Source organism: Actinobaculum suis (assembly GCF_900102025.1).
In the GTDB taxonomy this organism is placed as follows: domain Bacteria; phylum Actinomycetota; class Actinomycetes; order Actinomycetales; family Actinomycetaceae; genus Actinobaculum; species Actinobaculum suis.
In genome coordinates this window covers 166693-189472 of record NZ_FNAU01000002.1, presented here as the reverse complement: position 1 = coordinate 189472, position 22780 = coordinate 166693, and the positions used below count along the sequence as shown (strand labels likewise).

The 22780-nt window shown below is 58.9% G+C and carries 13 protein-coding genes; 7 read left to right on the top strand and 6 right to left on the bottom strand.

What is annotated here, in order from left to right:
• Nucleotide 1: 1 nt before the first annotated feature.
• Nucleotides 2–7030, top strand: a complete 7029-nt coding sequence (locus BLT47_RS01905) for a DEAD/DEAH box helicase (protein ID WP_074661033.1) — start codon at nucleotides 2–4, stop codon at nucleotides 7028–7030.
• Entirely contained in the window at nucleotides 7030–9306 is a 2277-nt protein-coding gene (locus BLT47_RS01900; protein WP_074661031.1) for a UvrD-helicase domain-containing protein, read from the top strand. The genes BLT47_RS01905 and BLT47_RS01900 overlap by 1 nt, the downstream gene beginning before the upstream one ends.
• 137 nt (nucleotides 9307–9443) lie before the next feature.
• Here BLT47_RS01900 and BLT47_RS01895 read toward each other — a convergent pair whose 3' ends face one another.
• From BLT47_RS01895 to BLT47_RS01885, 3 genes are all read right to left on the bottom strand, one after another.
• Nucleotides 9444–10271 carry a sugar ABC transporter permease gene (locus BLT47_RS01895; RefSeq protein WP_256332500.1) on the bottom strand — a complete coding sequence of 276 codons (828 nt, stop codon included), beginning with the start codon at nucleotides 10269–10271 and terminating at the stop codon, nucleotides 9444–9446.
• 177 nt (nucleotides 10272–10448) lie between these two features.
• On the bottom strand, nucleotides 10449–12062 hold the full coding sequence (locus tag BLT47_RS01890) for an ABC transporter permease subunit (RefSeq protein ID WP_065414753.1): 1614 nt from the start codon (nucleotides 12060–12062) through the stop codon (nucleotides 10449–10451).
• Between the two features lie 112 nt (nucleotides 12063–12174).
• Nucleotides 12175–13422 (bottom strand): sugar ABC transporter substrate-binding protein, encoded by a 1248-nt coding sequence (locus tag BLT47_RS01885; RefSeq protein ID WP_049619740.1) that lies wholly within the window; start codon nucleotides 13420–13422, stop codon nucleotides 12175–12177.
• 651 nt (nucleotides 13423–14073) lie between these two features.
• Here BLT47_RS01885 and BLT47_RS01875 point away from each other — a divergent pair.
• The 5 genes from BLT47_RS01875 (at nucleotide 14074) to BLT47_RS01855 (ending at nucleotide 19032) form a co-directional block, all read left to right on the top strand.
• Nucleotides 14074–15084 carry a LacI family DNA-binding transcriptional regulator gene (locus tag BLT47_RS01875; RefSeq protein WP_074661027.1) on the top strand — a complete coding sequence of 337 codons (1011 nt, stop codon included), beginning with the start codon at nucleotides 14074–14076 and terminating at the stop codon, nucleotides 15082–15084.
• Nucleotides 15085–15292: 208 nt separating this feature from the next.
• Nucleotides 15293–17056, top strand: coding sequence for a glycoside hydrolase family 13 protein (locus BLT47_RS01870; RefSeq protein WP_074661024.1), 1764 nt, complete (start codon nucleotides 15293–15295; stop codon nucleotides 17054–17056).
• Between the two features lie 341 nt (nucleotides 17057–17397).
• Nucleotides 17398–17898, top strand: coding sequence for a phage holin family protein (locus tag BLT47_RS01865; RefSeq protein ID WP_074661023.1), 501 nt, complete (start codon nucleotides 17398–17400; stop codon nucleotides 17896–17898).
• A complete protein-coding gene (locus BLT47_RS01860; RefSeq protein WP_074661022.1) occupies nucleotides 17895–18467 on the top strand; it encodes a DUF3618 domain-containing protein in 573 nt (190 codons plus the stop codon). The genes BLT47_RS01865 and BLT47_RS01860 overlap by 4 nt, the downstream gene beginning before the upstream one ends.
• A gap of 316 nt (nucleotides 18468–18783) precedes the next feature.
• Nucleotides 18784–19032: a DUF3073 domain-containing protein gene (locus BLT47_RS01855; RefSeq protein WP_049619769.1), complete on the top strand. Its 249-nt coding sequence runs from the start codon at nucleotides 18784–18786 to the stop codon at nucleotides 19030–19032.
• Between the two features lie 226 nt (nucleotides 19033–19258).
• Here BLT47_RS01855 and BLT47_RS01850 read toward each other — a convergent pair whose 3' ends face one another.
• The 3 genes from BLT47_RS01850 to BLT47_RS01840 all read right to left on the bottom strand — a co-directional run bounded on the left by BLT47_RS01850 (nucleotide 19259) and on the right by BLT47_RS01840 (nucleotide 22436).
• Entirely contained in the window at nucleotides 19259–19639 is a 381-nt protein-coding gene (locus BLT47_RS01850) for a sterol carrier family protein (RefSeq protein WP_049619732.1), read from the bottom strand.
• Between the two features lie 93 nt (nucleotides 19640–19732).
• Nucleotides 19733–21067: an NADP-specific glutamate dehydrogenase gene (gene gdhA / locus BLT47_RS01845; RefSeq protein WP_074661168.1), complete on the bottom strand. Its 1335-nt coding sequence runs from the start codon at nucleotides 21065–21067 to the stop codon at nucleotides 19733–19735.
• Between the two features lie 415 nt (nucleotides 21068–21482).
• On the bottom strand, nucleotides 21483–22436 hold the full coding sequence (locus BLT47_RS01840) for a phosphoribosylaminoimidazolesuccinocarboxamide synthase (RefSeq protein ID WP_065414745.1): 954 nt from the start codon (nucleotides 22434–22436) through the stop codon (nucleotides 21483–21485).
• Nucleotides 22437–22780: the final 344 nt, after the last annotated feature.

The following is a 22780-nucleotide window of genomic DNA, read 5'->3' as shown; positions in this document are numbered from 1 at the left end:
TATGGCGATGCTAAATCCGATAGGGGCCGCTAAAAGCATTGAGGCGGGGATCTCCGAATACCTTACGAGTTCTTTCACGCTGAACGATCCGGCCACTTCCCAAGCCCTGGAAGATTTCCTGACGGACCCGGTAGACGGCATGTTCCATGGCCCCTTCGTCCGCGTCCGCCTGCCCTACCAGCCCGCCCCAGAAAACGGTACATCTGCCACCCAGCCTTTGAGCTGGCTTCCGGAAGGTTTCCAGCCCTACAGTCACCAGGCGCGTGCTTTCGCCCGGTTGCGTTCCGATGCTGCCAATCCTTCCGGCACCGGCCCGCAGCCGACCATCGTGGCTACCGGTACCGGTTCTGGAAAAACGGAGGCCTTCCTCTACCCGATTATCGACCACGCGCTGCGCGCCAGAAACGCCGGCATTGGCGGTATCAAAGCGATCATTATCTACCCGATGAACGCACTTGCCGCCGACCAAGAAAGCCGCCTGGCCCGCCTCCTTGCCGAAGATAAACGTTTGCACGGCCTTCGCGGCGGTATTTATACGGGTGCCACCACGCAGCAACGCCAGCGCGCCACTTCCACACACTTGATCAGCAGCCGCGCGGCCATGCGCGTAGACCCGCCAGATATTTTGTTGACGAACTACAAAATGCTCGATCAGCTTTTGTTGCGAGACGACGACCAGCCCCTCTGGGAACTATCCGCCCAATCGTTGCAATACATCGTGCTCGACGAATTCCACACTTATGACGGCGCGCAAGGCACCGATGTTGCCCTCCTGCTACGGCGGCTCGGGCTCCGCCTGCGCGATTTCGCTCCCGATAGGTTCCCGGACCCGCACGTACCGCTCGGGCCAATCACTCCCGTTGCTACCTCTGCCACCCTGGGTGATAAAGCCTCCGAAGTACTCGATTTCGCACACACCGTATTCGGCACGCCCTTCCCCGATTCGGCGCTAATAGGCGAAAACCTCATGGACTATGAACGGTGGTCCGCCCGCCTCCGCGCCGAACTCGCTGCCAATACCGCTACCAGCACTACTCCCGATACCGCACCCAATACCGTTACCGCGGGCCGCGCGGAAAACAGCACGCCCGGCGCCGCGCCGGATGCGGAGCCGCTTGCTTCCGAGTTTGATGCCGCGGCGGCCCGGGAAGCTATGCACAAAGTGTGCGCGGCGATGGAAGCTTTCGAAAACGGCACGGCCGCAAACACAGAAACTGCCGACCCGGGTGAATTGCGGGCCGCTTTTGTACAAGAAATATTTGCGCGGCATGTTCTCCACCTGCCCCATTTGCCCCACCGGCCAGGAGCCAGCACCCCAGAAGCCAGCGCTGCAGAATCCACCGCCGCACCTACCCTGCCAGAAACCAGCGCCGCTCCTACGCCGGAAGAGCTCTTGCGCGCCTACGCGCTCCACCCGCTTTTCAAGAATATTTTGCAGTGGGCGGCCCGGCCGGCCCCGCTGCGGGAAAGGCCGGCACCGCTACCGGAAAATGATCGGCGCCAGCGCTGGGCGGTGCCTTCGCTTACCGAAAGGTTTGTGGCCGAATATGCGATTCCGGCCCGTTCGGAAAACGCGGCCGGGGAGTCGCTACCGGAACTATTTATGGGCTACGCCCTAGAATTTATGGCTTCCTTACGCGCGGTAGTAACCGCCGCGGATTCGCACTTGCGTTTGCTGGTACCCGGCGTGGAAACACACTTGTGGATCCGCGAAGTTTCCCGCGTGGACCGTTTGGTTGGCGAACCGGAAGCCGGGGAAAAACTGTTCCGCTGGTCTGACGATGGCCCGCTGGAAGAAAGCAATAATGCGGCCACTTGGCTTCCTGCCTGCTATTGCCGGCATTGCGGGCGGGCCGGGTGGATGGGTTCTTTGCGGGCCGGCAGCGAAGCCGAACTGGTAGAAGACGCCACCGAAATCCGCCGTTCCAGCGCCCAAAACAGTGGCAAACAGCGCCCCCTCATGGACGCCCAGGCCGCGGCCGGGCAAGCCCGGGAAGAAGGCCGGGCCTTTGCCGGCGTCAAAACTAGTGACGCTACCAATTGCAACTACTGGTTAGATGCCGAAAATAAACACCTCCTCACCTCCGCACCGAGCGAAGAAGATATCCAAACCGCCCGAGTAGTTCCCGTAGTTACCTACGCTCCCCACCAAGACAGCGAAGAACGGGCGAATAAAGAAATCTGCCCTTCTTGCGGGGAACCCGATTCGATCCGTTATATTGGTTCTTCCATCGCCACCCTCCTTTCGGTAGCGCTTTCGAACCTGTTTGGTTTACCGGAACTGGACGCTTCCGAAAAGAAAACCCTGGTTTTCACGGATTCGGTGCAAGACGCCGCCCACCGCGCCGCCTTCGTGCAAGACCGTTCCCATGTTTTCACCTTCCGCGGCCTGATCTACCAAGCCATCCCGGAAGAAGGAATTTCCCTAACCGAACTCACCCGGCAAATGATGGACCGCACCGGGAAAATCGAACGCCGCCAAGTTAGCGCAAACAGCGTGGCCGGTAAAAAACAAAAAGCCCACAATGCGCAAGTATGCCGGCGCCGCTACGAACTATTACCCGCCCATATCGCCAAGATTCGGGCCTACCGCCCCTATTGGGAACCCGATACGGAAGCAGACCGTTCCGCCCACCGCAAGGCAGAACGGTTCGCCCGGGAACGGATCTCCTTCGATGTGGCCCAAGAATTTGGGCAAAGATCCCACCTGCCGCGCTCCCTCATGCTCACCGGCACGGCCGGCGCCTTTGTGGATGCCACCGAGCCGAGCCTTTTAGCCGCCGCGCAAGCCGCGGTGGCCGGCCTGCCTGAAACCCTGGAAGGCTTCGAAATTTCCGCAGAAACCCTCATCCAATGGGCGCGCGGCTTCCTGGAAATTATTCGCGAGCGCGGCGGGATCTACCACAGGTGGCTCGATAGCTACCTGAAAGCCAATGCGGATACGTATCTGCTCAACCGGCGTTCGGCCCGCAGCCAAGGTATACCTACTTTCCCGCCCGGTGGGGGCCCCGAATTTCCGCGGGCCGGCCGCCCCTTTTCGAATAAAGCTGCCGAACGGCTGTGTGTTTCCCCGCTCGCTTCCCCGCAGGGTCGGTACGCGCGGTGGACGGCGCGGCAATTACACATTAAAGGCTTGGGGCCGCATGAGGCCAGCAGGTGCGTCGTCGAACTTGCCTACCATCTGGCAGAACGGGGCCTGTTACGCCAAATCCGCCCCCAAAACGCGCGGGCCTACAACCCTTCCCGCTGGGCTTCCCACCCGCACTCGGGCACGCCTGCGGGGGCAGATGCCGCCACCTCGCACCGGGAACGTAAAGAAGCACTATTTGCGCTCGATCCCGACTTGGTGATCGCCGAACGGACCGAGACCGCTACCCGCACGGAAGGGGCCTCGCGCCCGCGCCCGGGGCTGGAATGCGATACGTGCCGTTCCGCGTTCGCCGTGGCCGCTTCGAAGGTGCCGGATTTGGTGGGCATGGCTTGCCCCGTGGCTGATTGTGACGGCTATTTGCGGCAAGAAAATATTGCGGATGGCTACTACGCGAATCTGTACACTTCGCGTTCGCCGCGTACCGTTATGGCCGCCGAGCATTCTTCTTTGCTTTCCGAAAAAGAACGCGCCCACCTGGAAACCCAGTTCAAGGGCAAGAAGAACGAACCGGCCGCGCCGGATGCCCCGAACGTGCTGGTTGCCACGCCCACTTTGGAGATGGGTATTGATATTGGGGATCTTTCTACCGTCTTCCTTTCTTCTTTGCCGAAGACGGTAGCAAACTACCAGCAGCGGGTGGGGCGGGCTGGGCGGAAAACCGGGAATTCGCTGGCGGTTACGCTTTCGCGGGGGCGCGGGGAAACTTTGCCGAAAATTGCGTGGCCGCTTTCCATGATTGATGGTGACGTTACCGCGCCGACGGCGTTTTTGCGGGCCACCGCAATTGTGGAACGGCAGTTTTTGGCCCGGCTGCTAGACACTATGGAAAAACCGGGCGTGCGGCATAGCCCCTCCGTGTTTGGCTACGCGGAAAATAATTTGGTGCCGCTAATACAGAAACGTATTGGCGCGGGGATTGAGGGCGTGCTCAACGATTTTTTGGCTACCCTCAGCGATTTTATTACCCCGGAAGATGCGCAGCGTTTGCGAGCTTGGGCTACCGGGGATGGCCCGCGCGATCTCATTGGCACCCTCACCGCCCAGCAATTGGACTGGGCGGAAGAGCAACGCAGCCTTACCGAACGCATCGAGCAGCTCAAAAAATTGTGCGCCGAACTCGAACCTTTGAGCGCCAGCGAACAGGCTACTTTGCAACGCCAGGAAGGTGCTGCTGCCACAGGTAAAGAAACGGGCGCCCAAATTGAGTACCGTACCGCGAATGCGAATTTGCGCCACGCCATGCGGTTACGTGTGGACCGGAACGAAGAGTATTGGATTTCCGGTATGGAACGCACCGGGTTGCTCCCGAACTTCACTTTGCTTGACGATTCGGTGGAACTTTCCGTGGGTATTTCGCGAGTTGATGAGGAGACCCAAAAGCGGGAGATTGAACGGCGCGATTACACGCGCGGGGCGGCCCAAGCTTTGCAAGAGCTGGCCCCGGGGGCGAGTTTCTATGCCCAGGGTATTCGCGCAGATATTACCGCGGTGGATTTGGGGCCGGAAAGTTCTCGTGTTGAACAGTGGCATCTGTGCCCGAGTTGTAGCTATTCGGAACGCGATACCGGTACGAACGTGAATCGGGTGTGCCCGGCGTGCGGGGATACGAAGTGGAACGACGCCGGCCAGCGGGCCGCGGTGGTCCAACTCCGGAAAGTTTCCGCGGATGCCGATGGGATTCGTAATGCGATCGGCGATGATCGTGACGAGCGGCGGGTAACCGTTTTCCACACGGTACTCACCTGTAATTTTGATTCGGCGCGGGTGAGCCGCAACTGGTACACGAATAAGGGTTTTGGGGTGCAGGTACTCCCGCAAGTGGATTTGCGGTGGCTGAATTTGGGGCGCGGGAGCGGCGAAAAGATCGCTATTAGCGGGCAGGAATATGAAGCTCCTGGCTTTCGGGTTTGCCCCGAATGCGGGCATGAAGATTCCAATGATCGTACTAACCACTGGTATGACCACCGGCCGTGGTGTTCTTTGCGTAGCGAACTAAATTTGGAGCCACGCACTATCTTTTTGGGTCGGGAGTTGACCACGCAAGGTGTGCTATTGCGGATCCCCAAGTTTATTACGCGCGGGGATAATGAGGCTTTGCCGTCTTTGATTGCGGCTTTGCGGCTCGGCTTCCGGGAAGTGATTGGGGGAGATCCGGATAATCTAGATATTTCCGCGGTGCGGGTGCCCAGCCAGGCCAGTACCGGGGTTACTGATGCGCTGCTTTTGCATGATGTGGTACCGGGCGGCACGGGCTATTTGATGCAGTTTGAACAACCTGGCGGCGTGTGGAACCTGCTGTATTCCACCTGGCAACGGTTGCGGAATTGCGATTGCGGGGAAGATGGCCGGCGGTGCTGCACGAATTGTTTGCTGCCCTATACTTTGCACGGGCAAATCCACAACACTTCCCGTTATTCTGCCCAAGCTTCACTAATCAAGTTGCTTACCGATAATCCGGCGGCGGATCTGGATACTGAACCGCCGGCAGAAGGCTGGGATGAGCAAACCATTTTGGAAGAAGAACCAGAACCAGATCCAGCTTCGGAACTAGAAGTACGTTTCCGCGAATACTTCCGGCAAGGTTTACAAGACCGCAATATTGCATCGCAAAGCACTATCAATTCGCACGGGCAACGCACTATTACTTTCCAGTTCCCGGGCCAAACCAGCACTTGGCACATGCGAGAACAGGAAATATTGCGCGATTCGAATATTCTGGTGCAGCCGGATTTCTTCTTCGAAGCTACCGATTGGGCTTCGGGGGATCGTGAACCGATCCAGATTGCCGTATTTACGGACGGATATGCTTTCCACAAGCAGGAAACTTTTGCGGATGATATTCGCAATCGGCACGCCCTGCACGATTACGGGATTATCCCGTGGACGATCACCTGGACCGATCTGGACTGGTATCAAGAAGTACGCGAAACCGGGGGCAATACTGCCAACCATCGCCCCGAATGGTATTACGACGTGCAAAACAATCCCGATCCGAACGTTATTGGCAACCAAGAATTGGAGCAGGTGATTACCGCCGATCCGCTCAGCCAATTATTTGACCTCTTGCGCAATCCGAACTTGCAACGGCGCCAAGTAATAGCCACCCGCACCAAGCTAGAAGCCCTGGTCAGCAGCAACCTGGACTCCGTGCAGGGCGGCGGGGCCAGCCCGCTACCCGCTTGGAAACGCCGCGTGGTTTTGCCAAAGAAGGAGAATAGTAACAACACCTCGGGTAGCCCGGTGGTTATTTCCCTGGAAGGCGTGAACAGTGATGGTTCGATCGCGGATGCCTTCGAACAGGAAGACTGGGCTATCTACCACCACCTGCTGAACCTGTTCTACACCTCTACGAATTCTATTACCGTACGCTTTGATGACGGCGCCGAGCTTTTCACCCAGGGCGCGGCCTTTATGCCAGATCTTGCCCCGGTTCCCGAACCAGAATCCGATTCCTGGGACGCCGCTTTTGCCGAGTACGAAGGCGAGCCGGATGTGGTGGAAGCTTTGGATGCTTTGCGCCGGGCCGGCGTGGCCGCACCAGAAATGATCGGCGAAGAAATCGGCGGGATCCCCACCGTAGCTTCTTGGCTGGGTCGGATTTTCCTCGCCTTTGCCGCGGAAGACATTCCCGCCAGCGCCGCGTACACGCCCGAACCCGCCGCCGCACAAGGTGCAGGGGCACAGGGCGCAGATACGCAGGGAGCCGCCGGCACACAAGGTGCAGGCGCGCAGGGCGCAGGCACGGGTTCAGATATGCAGGGTGCAAGCGCGCAGGATGCAGATACGCAAGGCGGAGATACGCAGGGCGCGCAGTGGTACAGCTTGGAGCAGATTAGTGGCGGGGATATCCCGGATTCCCTACCGAGAATGGGGCAGTGATGGAAATCTATGAACCGCCTGCTGGGCAGGTTATCTTGGGCAAGAAAGTCTCTTCTGATACACGTGGAGATGTCCGCACTTTGGCCATGAACTATTTGGTTTCGCTCCAGCGTACGCCGGAAGAACGCCGCGCCGCTGGAACCCCAATACAGATGGAGAAGGTGCCGGGGGCGGCCGATCCGCGCGCCCGCCTGGGCGTTATTAGCGAGAACTACCGCTCCCTCGTCTTTGAGCTCGTGGGGGAAGACGGCGGCCGAAAATACGTGTATGAGGCTCTGTTTCCGGTAGCAGAGGCGCGCGATATTGCCCAAAGAGTTGTTATCTCCATCAACCCGGTAAATGGCGTCCCAGAAATCACCGAGGTAGAAGCACCCGCCGCACCGGCCGCGGCCTCCGGCGTACCGGCTACCGTACCGGCTCCCACGGCCGGCCCGCGTTTGGTGGATACTTTGCCGGCGCCGGAAGTTATGCATGAGCGTATCGGTATCGACCTGGCTACCGCCCAGGCCGTGCGCGAAATCGTGGCGCGCACTAATTCCGCGCAAGCCCCGGAACTCACCGCGGTGTTGGCTTCCCGCCCCGCCTGGGAACAAGACGCCATTAGTTCCCTACTGGCCGGGCTCAGCGTGGAAGAAACCCTCGAATCCCTCGGCATCGAAACGTCTGCTACGCCGCCGGATGCGCAAGATCCCCAGAACTCGCAGGCCGTGATTGATTCCTTTGCCCTGCCCGCCGCGCAGGCCCACTACACGTTCCTCGAAAAGGACGATAAGGAAGCTTTGCGCCGCGTTCTGGATACTAAAAATTTCGGCGATTGGCTCACCTTCCTGCATCCCTCGCAGCGCGGGATTGTGGAGGGCAACCTCAGCAAGGTTTCCGGGGGTGCCGGGACTGGCAAAACCGTCGTCGTACTTCACCGTACCGACAGGCTCTTGCGCGAAAGCCCGGTAGAAAATCCGCGGATTTTACTGACCACGTTCACGCGCGCGCTCGCTAACTCTCTCCAAGACCAGATGAGCCGCCTCACGCCCGGATATCCGCGTGCTACCGCGCCCGGCGCGCCCGGTCTGACGATTATGGGGGTGGACGCCGTGGCCCGGTACGTGGTCGATAATGCCAGCCGGGCAGAAATTGAGGCGGCGAGCGCAGGCGTATTTGGGGTGACTTTCCGTGATAAGCCGCGAGTGCTATCCGCGAAGGCGGAAGAACAACTTTGGCACCAGGCCGTGGCTTTCACCCCGCAATTGGAAAACCCGGAACTGCAAAGCACCGATTTTTTGCGTAGCGAACTGGAAGATATTGTGTTCGGCCACGAAATTTCTACGTGGCCGGAATATGCGCGGGTGAAGCGTACGGGCCGGGGCCGGGCTCTGAACCGGCGCCAACGCAAAGGCGTGTGGGAAACGTGCGCGGCCTACCTGCGGCTGTGTAGCGAAAGCGGGCGGTTACCGTGGAGTGGGATGGCAATTTTGGCGGCCCGGTTGGTGCGCGGCAAACCACTTTTCGACCACACTTTGATAGACGAAGCCCAAGACTTTTCGGCCCCGCATTGGCGGTTCTTGCGGGCGGCCACGCGGGAAGGGCGCAATGATATTTTCTTGGCGGAAGATTCCCACCAGCGAATTTACGGCCGCCAGCTCACGCTTTCCCACTATGGGATCCATACGCGTGGTTCTTCCCGCCGGCTCACTTTGAACTATCGGACTACGCGGGAAAACCTGAGCTACGCGATACGTTTGCTGGAAGGTGGCGATTGGCGCGATTCTGCCGGGGAAAGCGAAAACCTGGCCGGCTACCGCTCCGCCCGTTCCGGGCCCGAACCACAAATCATTGCCTGCACCGGCTTGCCCGAAGAAATCTCCCTCGCCGCCGCATATATCAACCGCTGGCTCGGCCACACTAGTGCGGCAACTAACGATGCAGGTAGCGCAGCAGCGGGCGCAACCGGTGCTAATCCTTCCGTGCAGATTGGTGTGCTCGTGCGTACGAACCGCTTAGTTACCACGGTGCGGACTGGAATCGCCAATCACGGCGTAGATACCCGCGATGTTTCCTTTATGACCATGCACAACGCGAAGGGCCTGGAATTCACGCACGTGATAATGATGGGCGTGGATGAAAGGCATGTGCCTTTCCTGCGGGAAGGTTTGGGGGACGTGGAGCGCGATGAAGCAGAAAATCGCGAGCGCGCCCTGCTATACGTAGCAGCATCACGCGCCCGCGATCAACTGGTTATTACCTACTCCGGCGAAGCCTCCGAACTCTTAGCAGAATAGGCGCCTTAACTCTCAGCGCCCCGGGAAACCCGGGGCGCTGAGCGTAGTTACATGTTCCGCCTTGCGGCTGAGCCCTGCTCCGCCTTGCGGCTGAGCCCTGCTCCGCCTCTGCGGCAGCGGTGTTCCGCCTCTGCGGCTTAGCCTTTCACGGCGCCGCCGGTGAGGCCGGAGACGATGTAACGCTGCAGGAAGAGGAAGAGCAGCAGGATCGGCAGGGCGGCGATTACCGCGCCGGCGGCGAACCAGCCCCACTGCTTTTCGTTTCCGCCCACCCACAGGTTCATGCCGATGGAAAGGGTCCAATTGTCTTGGCTGGTCAAAATGGTGGATGCCAGCACGTAGTCATTGAAAGCCCCAATGAAAGCCAGCAGGGCTACCACGGCCAAGGTGGGTACTACGAGTGGCAAAATGATCCGCCAGTACACCTGGCCGTGCGTGGCGCCGTCGATCTTTGCTGCCTCATCCAAAGATTTCGGAATGGAATTGAAAGTCCCGTACATGAGGAACGTGTTCGAACCGAGCGCCCCGCCCAAGTACACGCAAATCAGGGAGAGTTTCGAATCCAAACCGAGCTGCGGGATGATCTGCCCTAACTGGGTGAGGAGCAAGAAAATCGCCACGAAGGCCAGCAGTTGCGGGAACATCTGCACCACCATCAGGCCCATGAGCCCAATTTCCCTGCCCTTGAACCGGAAACGGGAGAAGGCGTAGGCCGCGGCCGCGCCCATTACCACCGCACCGAGGGCGGAACATATAGCGATGATCAAGGTGTTACCGAACCACATCCAAAACAGCGTGGAATTGGAAAGATCGGTGAAGTTTGCTAGCGAAACCTCCGAGAACATTTTGTTCGCACCCGTCAGGGTGGTTTTGGTGCTCGGATTGAGCGCCGCGGAAAGCACGTAGAGGATCGGGAACACCGAGTAGATGACCGCCACTATTCCCACTACGTGCCGGAACCCCATGCGCCGGAACCACGTACCGAACTTTTGGTGGTTTTGCGCCACCTCAGTTTCTTTCGGCAAAGTAGTTAGCTCCGGCGTCGTGCCCGCAGTGGTGGCTATACCGGCACCGCCAGCCGCACCGGTGCCCGAAACTGCACCGGCACCGCCAGCCGTTTCTGCCGCATTCGTACCGCGCATTTACTCCGCCCCCTTCATAGAATTCGACTTCTTGAAACTGATGAGCGAAATCGTTCCTACGATCACGAAGATGAGGAGCGACATCGCCGAAGCCAAACCGTAATTACGGGTAGCTTCGCCGGACATGCCGGATATCTGGTACACCATCGAAATGAGGATGTCGGTTGCGCCAACTGGCACCTGGGCGTCGTCGAAACGCGGGCCGCCATTGGTCAACATGTAGATCAGGTTGAAGTTATTGAAGTTGAAGGCGAAGGAAGAGATCAGCAGGGGCGTTACTTGGATCATGAGCTGCGGCAAGGTAACGTAACGCCACCTTTGCAGGCCGGTAGCCCCATCGATTTCTGCCGCTTCGTTCAAATCCGCGGGGATCGACTGCAAAGCACCCGTGCAGATCAGGAACATGTAGGGGAAGCCCATCCACAAGTTCACCGCGATCACGCACACGCGTGCCAGCCACGGATCGGTAAGCCACGGGATTTCTGCGCCGCCAAACAGTACCTCGTTGAAGAACCCGTATTTCGAGTTGAACATGCCGGCGAAGAGGAAAGCCGTCATGAACGAGGGGAAAGCGTAAGGCAAAAGCATCAAGGTGCGGTACACCTTGCGCCCGCGCATCCCTTCCTTATTGAGCACGATCGCTAAGAACATGCCCAGCAGGAAGGTGGTGGCTACCGAAAGGAAAGCGAAAGCGAATGTCCACACCAACACCCGCAGGAAGGGCGTGGCATAGCGGGCATCGCCAAAGGCATCCTTGAAGTTATCGAACCCTACGGTTACGCGCCACCCGGTATCGAGGGTTTGGCCGTCTTCGGAAACATAGAAACCAACCGAATCGTCGGCCTTATAGGTTTTCCCGGAAGCGTGGTCGGTAATGGTTTCCGTAGCCGGGTCGTAGCTCATGGTGGAGCGGAAGACGAAACCGGTGGAAGCATTCTGGGTGCCGATCGCGCCCTCGTTTATATCTTCCGAAATCGGCACCCGCAAAGCCATGATTTCGGCTTGCCGGGCGCTAATATCTTGCGGGGTAAGTACCTGGTAACCCGGCACTTCCGTAATCTGCTGGCCGTTTACCTGCGCGCCTTTTATTTCTTCGAGCGGTTTGGTTTCCGTACCTGCCAGCACTTTGCCGTCTTCGAGTACGGCAAAACCTAAGTCTCCGGATTGTTCCACCACTTTGAGCGGGTATTGCGGAGAATCGGGAACGCGCTGCGAAGAGCGCACCAGCTGGGAATTCGTGGCCGCTTCCTTGGTGAGCATATGCCGATCCCCGTAGTTCGTGAACGCAATATAACCGGTATATAGGATCACGAACACTTGGAAGATAAGCAGGAAAACGAGCCCTGGAATTAGGTATTTAGAAGCGAGGGTACGCCGAGAGAAATAAATGTAATTTATGGCGATGAGCAGGACCGCCACGATGGCAAAGAGCGTCCACGAACGGGCCGTGAACGTTTGCGTCAACACGTAGATGCCCAGGGCGTCTACCAGCCCCACGAGCACCAGTTTCACTACGAAGCCCGCCGACCAATTACGAGCTTCCGGCGCCTGAATTTTCAGGGCCTTCCGTTCCGCGGGCCGCTTTTTTCGGGCCGGTTGCTTGGTTTGCTGCATAGTTCCGTTCCACTTTCTAGCCGTATCTAGCGTCACTAGCGCCACTAGCGCCAGGGGCGCGGCTCAGCCTAGGCCGCGCCGCGCCCCTGATGGTGTGCCATCGCGCTAGCTACTACTTAGCGATGGAGGCTTGGACTTCGGAGACCATGGACTGCCAGGTAGAAACCGGATCAGCACCGTCAATAATCTTGGCTTCCGCCACGCCCCACGGCGTCCACACCGAGTTCATCGCCGGAATGTTCGGCATGAACTGGGCGCCTTCCGCGGCCTTCGCGAAACCAGCGGTGGCCGGATCTTCCGCGGCCTTCTTCGCCGCCGAGGTGAGTGCCGGCAAGCGGTCGCCCGCCTTGTAAATAGCGAGCTGGGCTTCTTCGGTGGCCATGTATTCGGTGAGGAACTGGTTTGCCACGATCTGGTTCTTCGAAGCCGAAGAAACGTAGAAGCCCTGCACACCCACGAACGGTACGGCCTTCTCGCCGCCGGCCGAAGGTACCGGGTCTACCGAAATATCAATTCCGGCATCCTTGAAGTCCTTGACCATCCACGGGCCACCCAGGATGTAGGGAGCTTGCCCCGTCTTGAAAGCATCCACGGCGACGTCGTACGTCATGGCCGTTTCAAACACGCCGGCCTTGCCCTGTTCGCCGAGCCACTTCGCAAAAGCTTCGCCCTTGGCATCGCCCAGGGTCAGATCGCTGGTGAGTTCGCCCTTGTCCCCGGTGGCAAACACCGAAGAACCGAAGGAAGCCTGCAGGGCGTAATAGGTGTAAGGATCGCCCTTATCGGTGGTCTGTACAACGAAGGGGTACTTGGTGCCGGCCGCCTTGCCCTTGGCGATCATGTCTTCAAACTTTTCCGGCGTGGAATCGGCTAGTGCCTTGTTGCGGATGATCGCTACGTTTTCGATGGCGTAGGGCACGCCGTAGGTTTGGCCGTTGTAGGTGAAAGCCTTGACGGCGGTGGCATCGAACTGGTCTTGCTTATCGCCCAGTTCGATCGGGGAAACCAAACCATTGGCCGCAAATTCACCCAGCCAATCATTGGCACCTACCGTAATATCCGGGCCTTCCCCGTTGGAAACTTGGGTGGAGAAATCGGCACGAATATCGCCAAATTCGCGGACCACAACATCTACGTGGTTACCGGTTTGTGCCTCAAACTTAGCCGCGGCATCCTTGAGAGCCGCTTCGCGGTTCGAATCCGACCACACCGTAAGGGTGACGCCGGTAGATGCAGCGGACTGGCTGGCCGCTGGTGCTTCGCTAGTTTTCGCCGTGGAATTAGTGCTAGAACCGCCTCCGCAAGCACTCAGCATGAGTGCCACTGCGCTGGCAGCCGCCACGAAAATGCTCTTGCGCATGGTTTTCCTCCTCGAATCGCGCACGCATCGCACCGCCTCTTTACGGTACTTGCTAAGAGTGAGACTAGATCCCTCCCCAAAATTTTACAAGCGATTTTCAGCTTTTTTCAGCGGCGTTTCACGATTGTTATGGAAGCGTTACATTTTGCCTGTGAAGTAGGCGCGGGCCCTTTGTCCAAACGCGCGGGCCAATGTGGGCTGGGCGCGGGCTGGCATGGACTGGCGCAGGCTGGGCGCGGAGTGCATATGCCCTAAGTGGCGAGCCGGGCGCGGGCCAGCTAGTTTTCAGTAACACTTCCCGGTTCTTTCGGCGGAATTTTCGCCGTGACCTTGCTTTTTCGGCGTCGAAAATTATGGACACCACTTGCAAAGCCGCCTCTTTTTCATAAACTTTACAGAAGACGGTACCAGTGTGGCTACCGCGCCGCGCGGCACTGCCAGTGTTGCGCACACGCAGTTCCGGCAACACGAAATCCCGCAGGTTCGGAAAATCCGCCGGCACGGAGAATCCCGCCAGCACGGAAAATCCGCAGTCACGGCAAATCCGCGGGTACGGAAAATCCGCAACGCGATTTTTCGGCACCCCAGAAACACGTACCGCAGGCGTATCCGGAGTTAAGTATCCGGAGTCAAAAGGTAAAGACGAACTAGATGAGAAAAAAGATCAGATTGGTGGACATTGCCGCGCAGGCCAATGTTTCCATCGCTACAGTTTCCCGCGTCCTCAACGATTCCGGCCCGGTTTCGCCGGAAACTGAGGCGCGCGTACTTACCGCGATCGACCTGCTCGGCTACGAACGGCCCGAAAGTTTGACCCGCACCACACGCGGGCTCATTGGCCTGCTAGTTCCGGAACTTACCAACCCGATTTTCCCCGCCCTCGCCCAAGAAATTGAGGCGGCCATGATTGGGGAAGGTTTCGTGCCGGTGCTGTGTACACAATATGCGGGCGGGACCACGGAAGATGAATACGTGGCGATTTTGCGGCGGCAAAAAGTTTCCGGGATCATTTTCGTTTCCGGTTTGCATGCGGATATGGAAGCCGATCCTGGCCGCTATGAGCGTTTGCGCGGGGATACTCCGTTCGTCACGATCAATGGCGCCAACCCGCACATTAATGCGCCCGATGTTTCTACGAACGACGCCGATGCAATGTTCCAAGCCGTCGAATATCTTTCCGGCTTGGGCCACACCAAGATCGGGCTGGTAATGGGCCCAGCACGCTTCATTCCCTCCCGGCGCAAAGAACAGGGTTACCGGAAGGCAATGGCAAAGTTTGCCCCGCAAGCCACTCCCCGCGTAATCAATACTTTCTTTACTTTCGAAGGCGGGATTTCGGCGGCGAATTCTTTGTTGGAGCGCGGCTATACGGCCATGCTGTGCGGTTCGGATTTGATGGCTTTGGGCGCGGCCCACGCGGCCCGCACGGCCGGCCTTTCCGTACCGGAAGATCTTTCCGTGGTCGGCTTCGACGATTCGCGGCTCATGGCCCTCACCAATCCCCCGCTCACCACGCTGCGCCAACCCGTGCGTTCCATCGCCCGCTACGCCGTAAACACCCTGGTAGCCGAAATCAGCGGCAAAGAAGTAGACCCCAACCCCATGCAATTCAACGCCGAACTGATCGTGCGCGGCTCCACCGCGCCCTGCACCAGCATTTAGGAGCATGGCCGGGCACGGACGGGCGCGGCCGGGCATGGACGGGCCCTAGCCTGCCGTGATAGCGCAGTTCCGCACCTTGATCTGAAATTGGTAATCTGAGGGAGGCAAAGTTGAACTGGCGGCGTGGTCAGGGCCGGCATTCGCTTCCGCACTCTGAGAAGGATCCTCATCTCAGAATCAGAAAGCTTCTCATTCACAAAGGAGTAAAATGCAAGAGCTTCATTCCGCGCGCCCGCGTACACAATGGTGGCAAGACGCCGTTGTTTACCAGGTGTATCCGCGTTCCTTCGCCTCCTCTCGCGGCGCCATTGGCGACCTACCGGGAATTACTAGCAAACTTACCTATATCGCTAGCCTCGGCGTCGACGCTATTTGGCTTTCGCCTTTTTATAAGTCTCCGCAACGCGACGCCGGTTATGACGTCTCCGATTACCGCCAGGTAGATCCGCTTTTTGGCACGTTGGAAGACGCCCAAAACTTGATCGATACCGCCCACTCGCACGGCCTCAAAGTAATTGTGGATATCGTTCCAAACCACACCTCGTGGGATCACGAACTTTTCCGCAAGGCGATTGCTGCCGGGCCGGGTTCGCCCGAACGGGAAATGTTCTGGTTCCGCGAAGGCCGCGGCGCGGACGGTACCGAACCGCCCACGGATTGGATTTCCGTATTCGGCGGGCCGGCGTGGAGCCAGGTCAAAGACATTCCGTGGGTGAAAGGCACCCCGGCAGAAAACGATGAACAGTTCTACCTGCACCTGTTCGATCCCGGCCAGCCCGACGTCAACTGGGAACACCCCGCTATTCACGCCGAGTTCCGCGACACTTTGCGGTTCTGGCTCGATCGCGGCGTCGATGGTTTCCGGGTAGACGTAGCCCACGGGCTTGTAAAAGACCCGGCCCTCCCCGATTGGGAAACCCGGGTGCGAATGGTCGAGGGGGAAGAAAGTAGTTTCGACGCCGGTGGCGACGCCGGCAACCCGCCCATGTTCGATCAAGATGGCGTGCACGATATTTACCGCGAATGGCGGTCTGTACTCGATGAATACGGGCGGGACCGAATGCTCGTAGCCGAAGCTTGGGTGGGCGATGAAGAGCGCCTTTCCCGGTATATTCGCCACGATGAAATGCAGCAGGCCTTCAATTTCATTTATTTGGCTGCTCGTTGGGACCCGGCAGAACTGCGCCGCGTGGTGGAAGAATCCTTCCGCACCGCAGATTCGGTAGGCGCACCTACCACGTGGGTACTTTCCAATCACGACACCGTGCGGGCCACTACCCGGCTCGGGCTTGCCGAAACCGGCAAGGGCCCCAACGGGATTGCGGCCACCGATCCGCAACCGGATGTGGAACTTGGCGCCCGCCGCGCCCGCGCCTGGCATTTGCTCACCGCCATGCTTCCCGGTTCGTACTACATCTACCAGGGGGAAGAACGCGAACTTCCCGAACATACAGCCCTGCCGGCCGAAGTGCGCGAAGACCCGGCATTCTTCCGCACCGGTGGAGAAGAAGCCGGCCGCGATGGCTGCCGCGTACCTCTGCCCTGGAACTCTGACCAGCCCGGCTTCGGTTTCTCCACCAGTGGGGAAACCTGGCTTCCACAACCCGCCGAATGGGAACGCTACACGGTAGACGCCCAGGAAGTTGCCGGCCTTACTGCCGTGCCCAGCGCCGCTACCGGCCTGCCTTTCTTCCGCCGCCTGCTTGCCTTGCGGAAAGAATGGGAACTGGGAAGCGGCAGCCTGGCAGACTGCTCGGAACAGTACGCGCCGGCCGGCATTGCCTTCTGCAACCGCGCCGGGCAAGCCGCGGCCGCCCGGCCAGACCTGCTTGCCATCACCGCTTTCGATACACCCATCCCCTTCCCCGGGGAAGAGTGGACCTTGGTACTCAGCTCGCAACCGCTCGCCGAAGCTGCCAGTGCGCAAATCCCTGCCGATACCACGGCGTGGTTCATCCGCGCCCGTGACTAGTAGATCTAGCTATTAGGCAGCCGCCGGCCGGAATCCATCTGGGCGCCAGGAAGGGTTCTGGCCGGCGTGCTTCGGCGTCGGCCCCCGCTAGCCTCCCACCGGCCTTCCATCGGCCTCCTAAAGAAACCAAACTCGCCGGCCTCCTAAAGGAACAAAACTCGGAACGGCAGCTGTACACCCGGCGGTGGAAGATATGCTGAGGAGGGAAGTTTCGAGCCGCGCGGAAAACGGCTCGGGCGCAGTTCGGGGCGGATGCGATTTAGCTCCGGACGTCGAGTTTCAGCGCGGGAAAGCCTAGAATTTTTAACTAGCGCCATATTGGGCTAGTGAGGGGAAAGTAAGTGAGTAACACAGAAAGTACCGGAGCGCACAACGTTTCCGGGGAAGAATCCAGCGCGGGAATTCGCTACACCACAACCAGCAGCGCCCAAGCGCGCGAGGAAGTTGCGGGCGAACAACGCCGCACCATCGGAGAACTTGTAGCGGCGATGACGGCGCAGCTTTCCTCCTTGGTGCGCGACGAAATGACGTACACGAAGAAAGCGTTGACGCACAAGGTCAAGAACTTGGGTATTGCGGGGGTGCTGCTCGCCGGCGCCGGAGTGTTGGCACTGTACCTGCTGCTTTTCGTACTCCTCGGGCTGTCCGCGCTTTTCGCGGCACTGTGCGGCAATAATTGGTGGGCCGGATTCTTCATTACGGCAGGTATTCTGCTCGTTATAGTCGCGATTTTGGCGGCAATAGGCTTCGTCAAGTTCAAGAAATCAGGCAAGTATAAGGCGAATCCCGTGGGCGGAGTTGCCAAGGACGTGGATGCTATCAAGAAGGGAATTTCCAAGTGAGCACGCAGGACAATCGTTCCCCGGAGGAGATCGAACAGGATTTGGCACGCACCCGCGTCGAGCTCGAAAACACCGTGAATGAACTGGTGAACCGGCTAGACCCGCGGGAAAACTTGCGCCAAGCCAAAGGCGCCGCCCAAGCTTCCGTTTCCCAGTTCGCCAACGACGCGCGGGGCAAGGCAAGCGGGCTGGCAGTTTCCACCATTTCGAAGGCGGCAGATTTGAGCCAGGCTGCCAAGCAGAAGGCGGCCGATTTGAGCAACGCCGCCAAGGAAAAAACCACCGCTTGGCGGCAGGCCGCCCAGGAAAAAACTTCGGAACTGCGCGGCAAGGTCGAAGAACTGGCTGGTGATCTGGGTTTGGGCGGCGATAGGGAAACCAAGGCCTACGCTTTTGATTGGGAAACCGGCGAGTTCACCACGGAAGATGCCGCCACTCCGAACCCGCTACAAGCGGAAGCGGAGCGCCTTGCCAACGACGTAAAGCGCGGGGAGCCGACGGCGCTGGCCGTGGTTGCAGGCCTGGGCGTAGCTGCTTTGGGCGCGCTAACTTTGCTGCGGCGCCGATAAGGCTTTGCTCCGGCGCCGATAAAGCTTTGCGGCGAGACCGGTAGCGGTAACGATGCGTGCGGCTGGTAGCTCGCGGATGCGGGAGAGGCATGTTTACGTCCCATCCGCGGCTTGACCGGGGCCGGCGATAGGCTGGCCTGTCGGTTTCGCATTAGCAATGCTACGAGTGTAAAGTAGATATTTGCGTTCACCTTTGGCTCACATAGATATACGTCATGATTTATGGTCCGATCCGATAGTGGACGCTAGGATAAGGTCACGAAAGAGTAAACGCGGGGCGATTCTCGCCCCCAGTGAGATGAAGGGGGTCGAGCCAATGGGGCGCGGCCGTCAGAAGGCTAAGCAGCGTAAGGTAGCCCGAAATCTCAAGTACTACACGCCAGACACCGATTACGCGGCGCTCGAGCGTGAGTTACGTCAGCAGAGCGGGGCTTCGAATACCGAGCAGACCCAGGAGGATAGCGATCCGTACGCGGCGTATTACGACGACTACGCGGAATATGATCCTTGGGCGGATAAATACGAGGACGCCGAAGACGACTCGAAGGATCAGAAGAGCCGGTAATCCCGCACCTGATCTGGAGCGCTAAGCTCCCGGCGTTATTTTGGGGACCCTACCGGGTCCCCTTTCTCGTACCCGTGAGCGGCACGCGGTGCGCAGCTGGGTAGCGCCCGGGCAACACTCAGCCGCCTAGCATCCCAGGAGTAGACCAGTCCGGCGCTTGCAGGTTTTCGGCGCCTGGTACCCGCGCGGCACGCGCCTGAGCAGCGCCGGGACGGCACTCAGCCGGCTAGAGCCGGAAAAGTGGCAGGTACGGGGAAAGATCTGCGCGAATGCCAGAAGCGTCGATCTTGCCGGCAGCTTTGGCTTCCTCCCAGTTTTGGGTGCCAATCGCGAGCGCAATAAAAGTGTCGGCATCTATTTCCACCACATTTGGCGGGGTGCCGCGGCGGTGCGCCGGGCCCGCAATAGCTTGCACGGCCCCCGCGTAGGGCACGCGAATTTCTACAGATTTACCGGGATGTAGAGCCGCTATTTCTTCCAGTGCAAAACGCACTGCCGTGCGGCGAGCAGAAGCTGTTAATTCCTCGCCCGCGGCCGCCTGCCGCAAAATAGCCATGCCGGTAGCCGCATCAATTTTCCGTGGTTTATGCGCGCGTTGAGAAGCCATGCTACGCATTCTAGGCGGCTAGCGTGTTTATATGCCGGCGGGGCCGGGAAGCTCGCCGCTTCCCGGCCCCGCGAGCCATGGTTAGGGCAGGTTTTAGATAACGCCCTGGACGATCATCGCGTCTGCCACGGCTTCGAAGCCGGCAGCGTTGGCACCTACCACGTAGTTGCCCGGGTGCCCGTAGCGATCCGCGGCTGCCAAAGCCGAAGCGTGAATATCATCCATGATCGCATGGAGCCGAGCATCTACGGCGTCGAACTCCCACGATTGCCGCGCCGAGTTCTGTTGCATTTCCAGTGCGGAAGTAGCAACCCCGCCCGCGTTTGCGGCCTTGCCCGGTGCGAACTGTACGCCCGCGTCCTGGAACATGTGGGTGGCAGCCAGCGTGGTGGGCATATTTGCACCTTCCACCACCGCCTGCACGCCATTCTTGATCAGCGTGGTTGCGGCTTCTTCCGCAAGTTCGTTCTGGGTGGCACAGGGCATGGCAATATCTACCGGCACATCCCAGGGGCGTGCCCCTTCCCGATATTCTGCTCCGCGCTGCGCCGCATAGTCAGCCACCCGGCCTCGCTTGTTTTCCTTGATGTCTTGGAGCAGTTCGAAATCGATCCCGCTCGGTTCATAAACCGTGCCATTCGAATCCGAAGCGGTAACCACGGTGGCACCCAACTGCTGCGCCTTCTGGATGGCATACAGGGCCACATTTCCGGAACCAGAAACGGCGATCCGCTTACCTTCCAGAGATTCGCCGCGGTCTTCCAGCATGGATTGCGCGAAGTAAACGGCCCCGTACCCGGTGGCTTCCGTGCGGGCCAGAGAACCGCCATAGCTGATTCCCTTCCCGGTGAGCACGCCGGCCTCGAACCGGTTAGTAAGACGCCGATACTGGCCAAACAGGTAACCGATTTCGCGGCCGCCCACCCCGATATCACCGGCCGGCACATCCGTATCCGCCCCAATATGGCGGTACAGTTCCGTCATGAAGGACTGGCAGAAACGCATCACTTCGTTATCGGATTTGCCCTTCGGATCGAAATTCGATCCGCCTTTGCCACCACCAATGTGCTGGCGCGTGAGCGCATTCTTGAAAATCTGCTCGAACCCAAGGAACTTCAAAATAGAAAGGTTCACGGAAGGGTGGAAACGCAAGCCACCCTTGTACGGGCCCAGCGCGGAGTTGAATTCCACGCGGTAGCCACGATTCACTTGGATCTTCCCGGCGTCGTCCACCCAGGGAACGCGGAACATAATCGTGCGTTCCGGCTCCACAATTCGCCGCAAAATTTCATATTCGCGGTATTCGGGGCGCGCGGCGAGAACCGGCTCAATACTTTCAATAAATTCCTCGACTGCCTGGTGGAACTCCGGTTCTCCCGGATTGTCCTTGACAATCGATTCGTAGACCTGACGGACGCTATCTTTCATCAGCATTTCCCTTCCGTTGGTTTCCACGGCCGCGTCCTTCTAACGCGTTCCGACTGCGTGATACTACCGCGGCGTACCCGCCCGGCCCCCGGTAAATCTCGAAACTCGGACGCCTGCCCGCGCTCAGCAAAAGCACGAATTATTCCTCCACTCCCTTTCCGGCCGGTAAGTTCTAGGTTTACTTAACCCCTGGTTTTTCCTAGCTTTATCCAGCATGTGTTTTCCCGGGGTTTCCACCACGGCTCACAGATTATGTACAGACGCGGATTTTGCCGCGCTTTTGAAGCTAGTGAAAGCCTACCTGACCTTTTCCATTGCGTAAGAATTCACGGCCACGCGTAGCGATTTACGCCGCCGTCTACCCACCGCATTGAGCCCAGCGCACCGCTTTTACCGGGACCAAAGCGCGCTGCTTTTACCGGGACCAAGGGGTGCCGGTAAGCATTTGATATACCCGCGCATAGCGCGCGAAGGTATCGGCCACCACATCCGCCGGGATTGGTGGAGGTTGGGTACCCGAACGCACGTTCCAGCCAGACTGCGGGCTAGCCAGCCACTTTCCAACCACTTCTTTATCGTAGGATCGCAACACTTCGCCGTTCTGGCGGAGCCGCTCATAATCTTCCCGCAACCAGTAGTGGGCTGAATCGGGAGTGAAAGCTTCATCGGCAAACACAAGTTTGTCGCTCCCGGCATCCGCATTGCGCCCAAATTCGAATTTGGCGTCTGCCAGGATTAGCCCGCGCGAAGCCGCAATATCGTGGCCGCGCTCATACAAGGCCAGCGCTATTCTTTCGATCTGTTCCGCGCACTTGCTCCCCACACGTTCCTGGAAACTATCCCAAGGAATCGGCGTGTCCCGCTCCCCGAGCGGCCCTTTCAGATGAACCCCAATAATGGGCGTTGCAAAAGGGTCTCCGGAACGTAAGCCGGGCGGGACCGGGTTCAGATCGATCGTGCCATAGCGGGTGTATTCGCCCAATACGCGGTCAGAAACATAGCCGCGCACTTGGATTTCGTACGGTTCCATTTGCAAGCCGCGCACTAGCATCCCGCGGTCTTCAATTCCCGGGGAGTTATCTGCCGCGATCGCATGGTTGGGAACAATATCGGCAGTTTTTTCGAACCACCACAGCGAAAGCTGCGTGAGGATTTTGCCTTTACCGGGAATTTTCGTGGGAATCACGCGGTCGAAGGCGGCTATCCGGTCCGTTGCCACAATCAGATAAACATCGGAACCGGCGTACGGGCCTGAGGAAGCAGGCCGATAAATATCGCGGATTTTTCCGGAAAAAAGTTTCGTCCACCCGGGCAAAATCGCACCCAGTGACCCTGTGGTATTCACGCCGAAACTTGGAACAGCGGCCATTATTTCCACCTCCCGAACGTATCTACCTAGCTCGCATTCCGCGGGCAAGGATCCTCCGGCGCGGCGTATCAGCATTCCCGGGCGGGATACTTTATACATTCCCTTCGCGGGGTATTTTTAGCACTCCAGCGAATCGGAGGATATTGCTCGTTTTGTTTCCGAGCTGTGTCACTATCTAAAGCTACCACGGTTCACATGGTGGATTAATGGGTACGCCCGGCCGCAATTCGGCCGGGCAAATTCACGCCCAATGATTCCCCGCAAAGCAGCTTAACGATTACTGGCAAAAAGAAGTGGCCGGCGGGGAATACTTTTCCCCGCCGGCCACTTGCACAGCCGTTCCT

Excerpts from the sequence above, each read along its gene's own strand:
- BLT47_RS01905 (WP_074661033.1), top strand. The coding sequence starts at position 2 with ATGGCGATGCTAAATCCGATAGGGGCCGCTAAAAGCATTGAGGCGGGG.
- BLT47_RS01900 (WP_074661031.1), top strand. The coding sequence starts at position 7,030 with ATGGAAATCTATGAACCGCCTGCTGGGCAGGTTATCTTGGGCAAGAAA.
- BLT47_RS01895 (WP_256332500.1), bottom strand. The coding sequence starts at position 10,271 with ATGGGGTTCCGGCACGTAGTGGGAATAGTGGCGGTCATCTACTCGGTG.
- BLT47_RS01890 (WP_065414753.1), bottom strand. The coding sequence starts at position 12,062 with ATGCAGCAAACCAAGCAACCGGCCCGAAAAAAGCGGCCCGCGGAACGG.
- BLT47_RS01885 (WP_049619740.1), bottom strand. The coding sequence starts at position 13,422 with ATGCGCAAGAGCATTTTCGTGGCGGCTGCCAGCGCAGTGGCACTCATG.
- BLT47_RS01875 (WP_074661027.1), top strand. The coding sequence starts at position 14,074 with ATGAGAAAAAAGATCAGATTGGTGGACATTGCCGCGCAGGCCAATGTT.
- BLT47_RS01870 (WP_074661024.1), top strand. The coding sequence starts at position 15,293 with ATGCAAGAGCTTCATTCCGCGCGCCCGCGTACACAATGGTGGCAAGAC.
- BLT47_RS01855 (WP_049619769.1), top strand. The coding sequence starts at position 18,784 with ATGGGGCGCGGCCGTCAGAAGGCTAAGCAGCGTAAGGTAGCCCGAAAT.
- BLT47_RS01850 (WP_049619732.1), bottom strand. The coding sequence starts at position 19,639 with ATGGCTTCTCAACGCGCGCATAAACCACGGAAAATTGATGCGGCTACC.
- gdhA (WP_074661168.1), bottom strand. The coding sequence starts at position 21,067 with ATGAAAGATAGCGTCCGTCAGGTCTACGAATCGATTGTCAAGGACAAT.
- BLT47_RS01840 (WP_065414745.1), bottom strand. The coding sequence starts at position 22,436 with ATGGCCGCTGTTCCAAGTTTCGGCGTGAATACCACAGGGTCACTGGGT.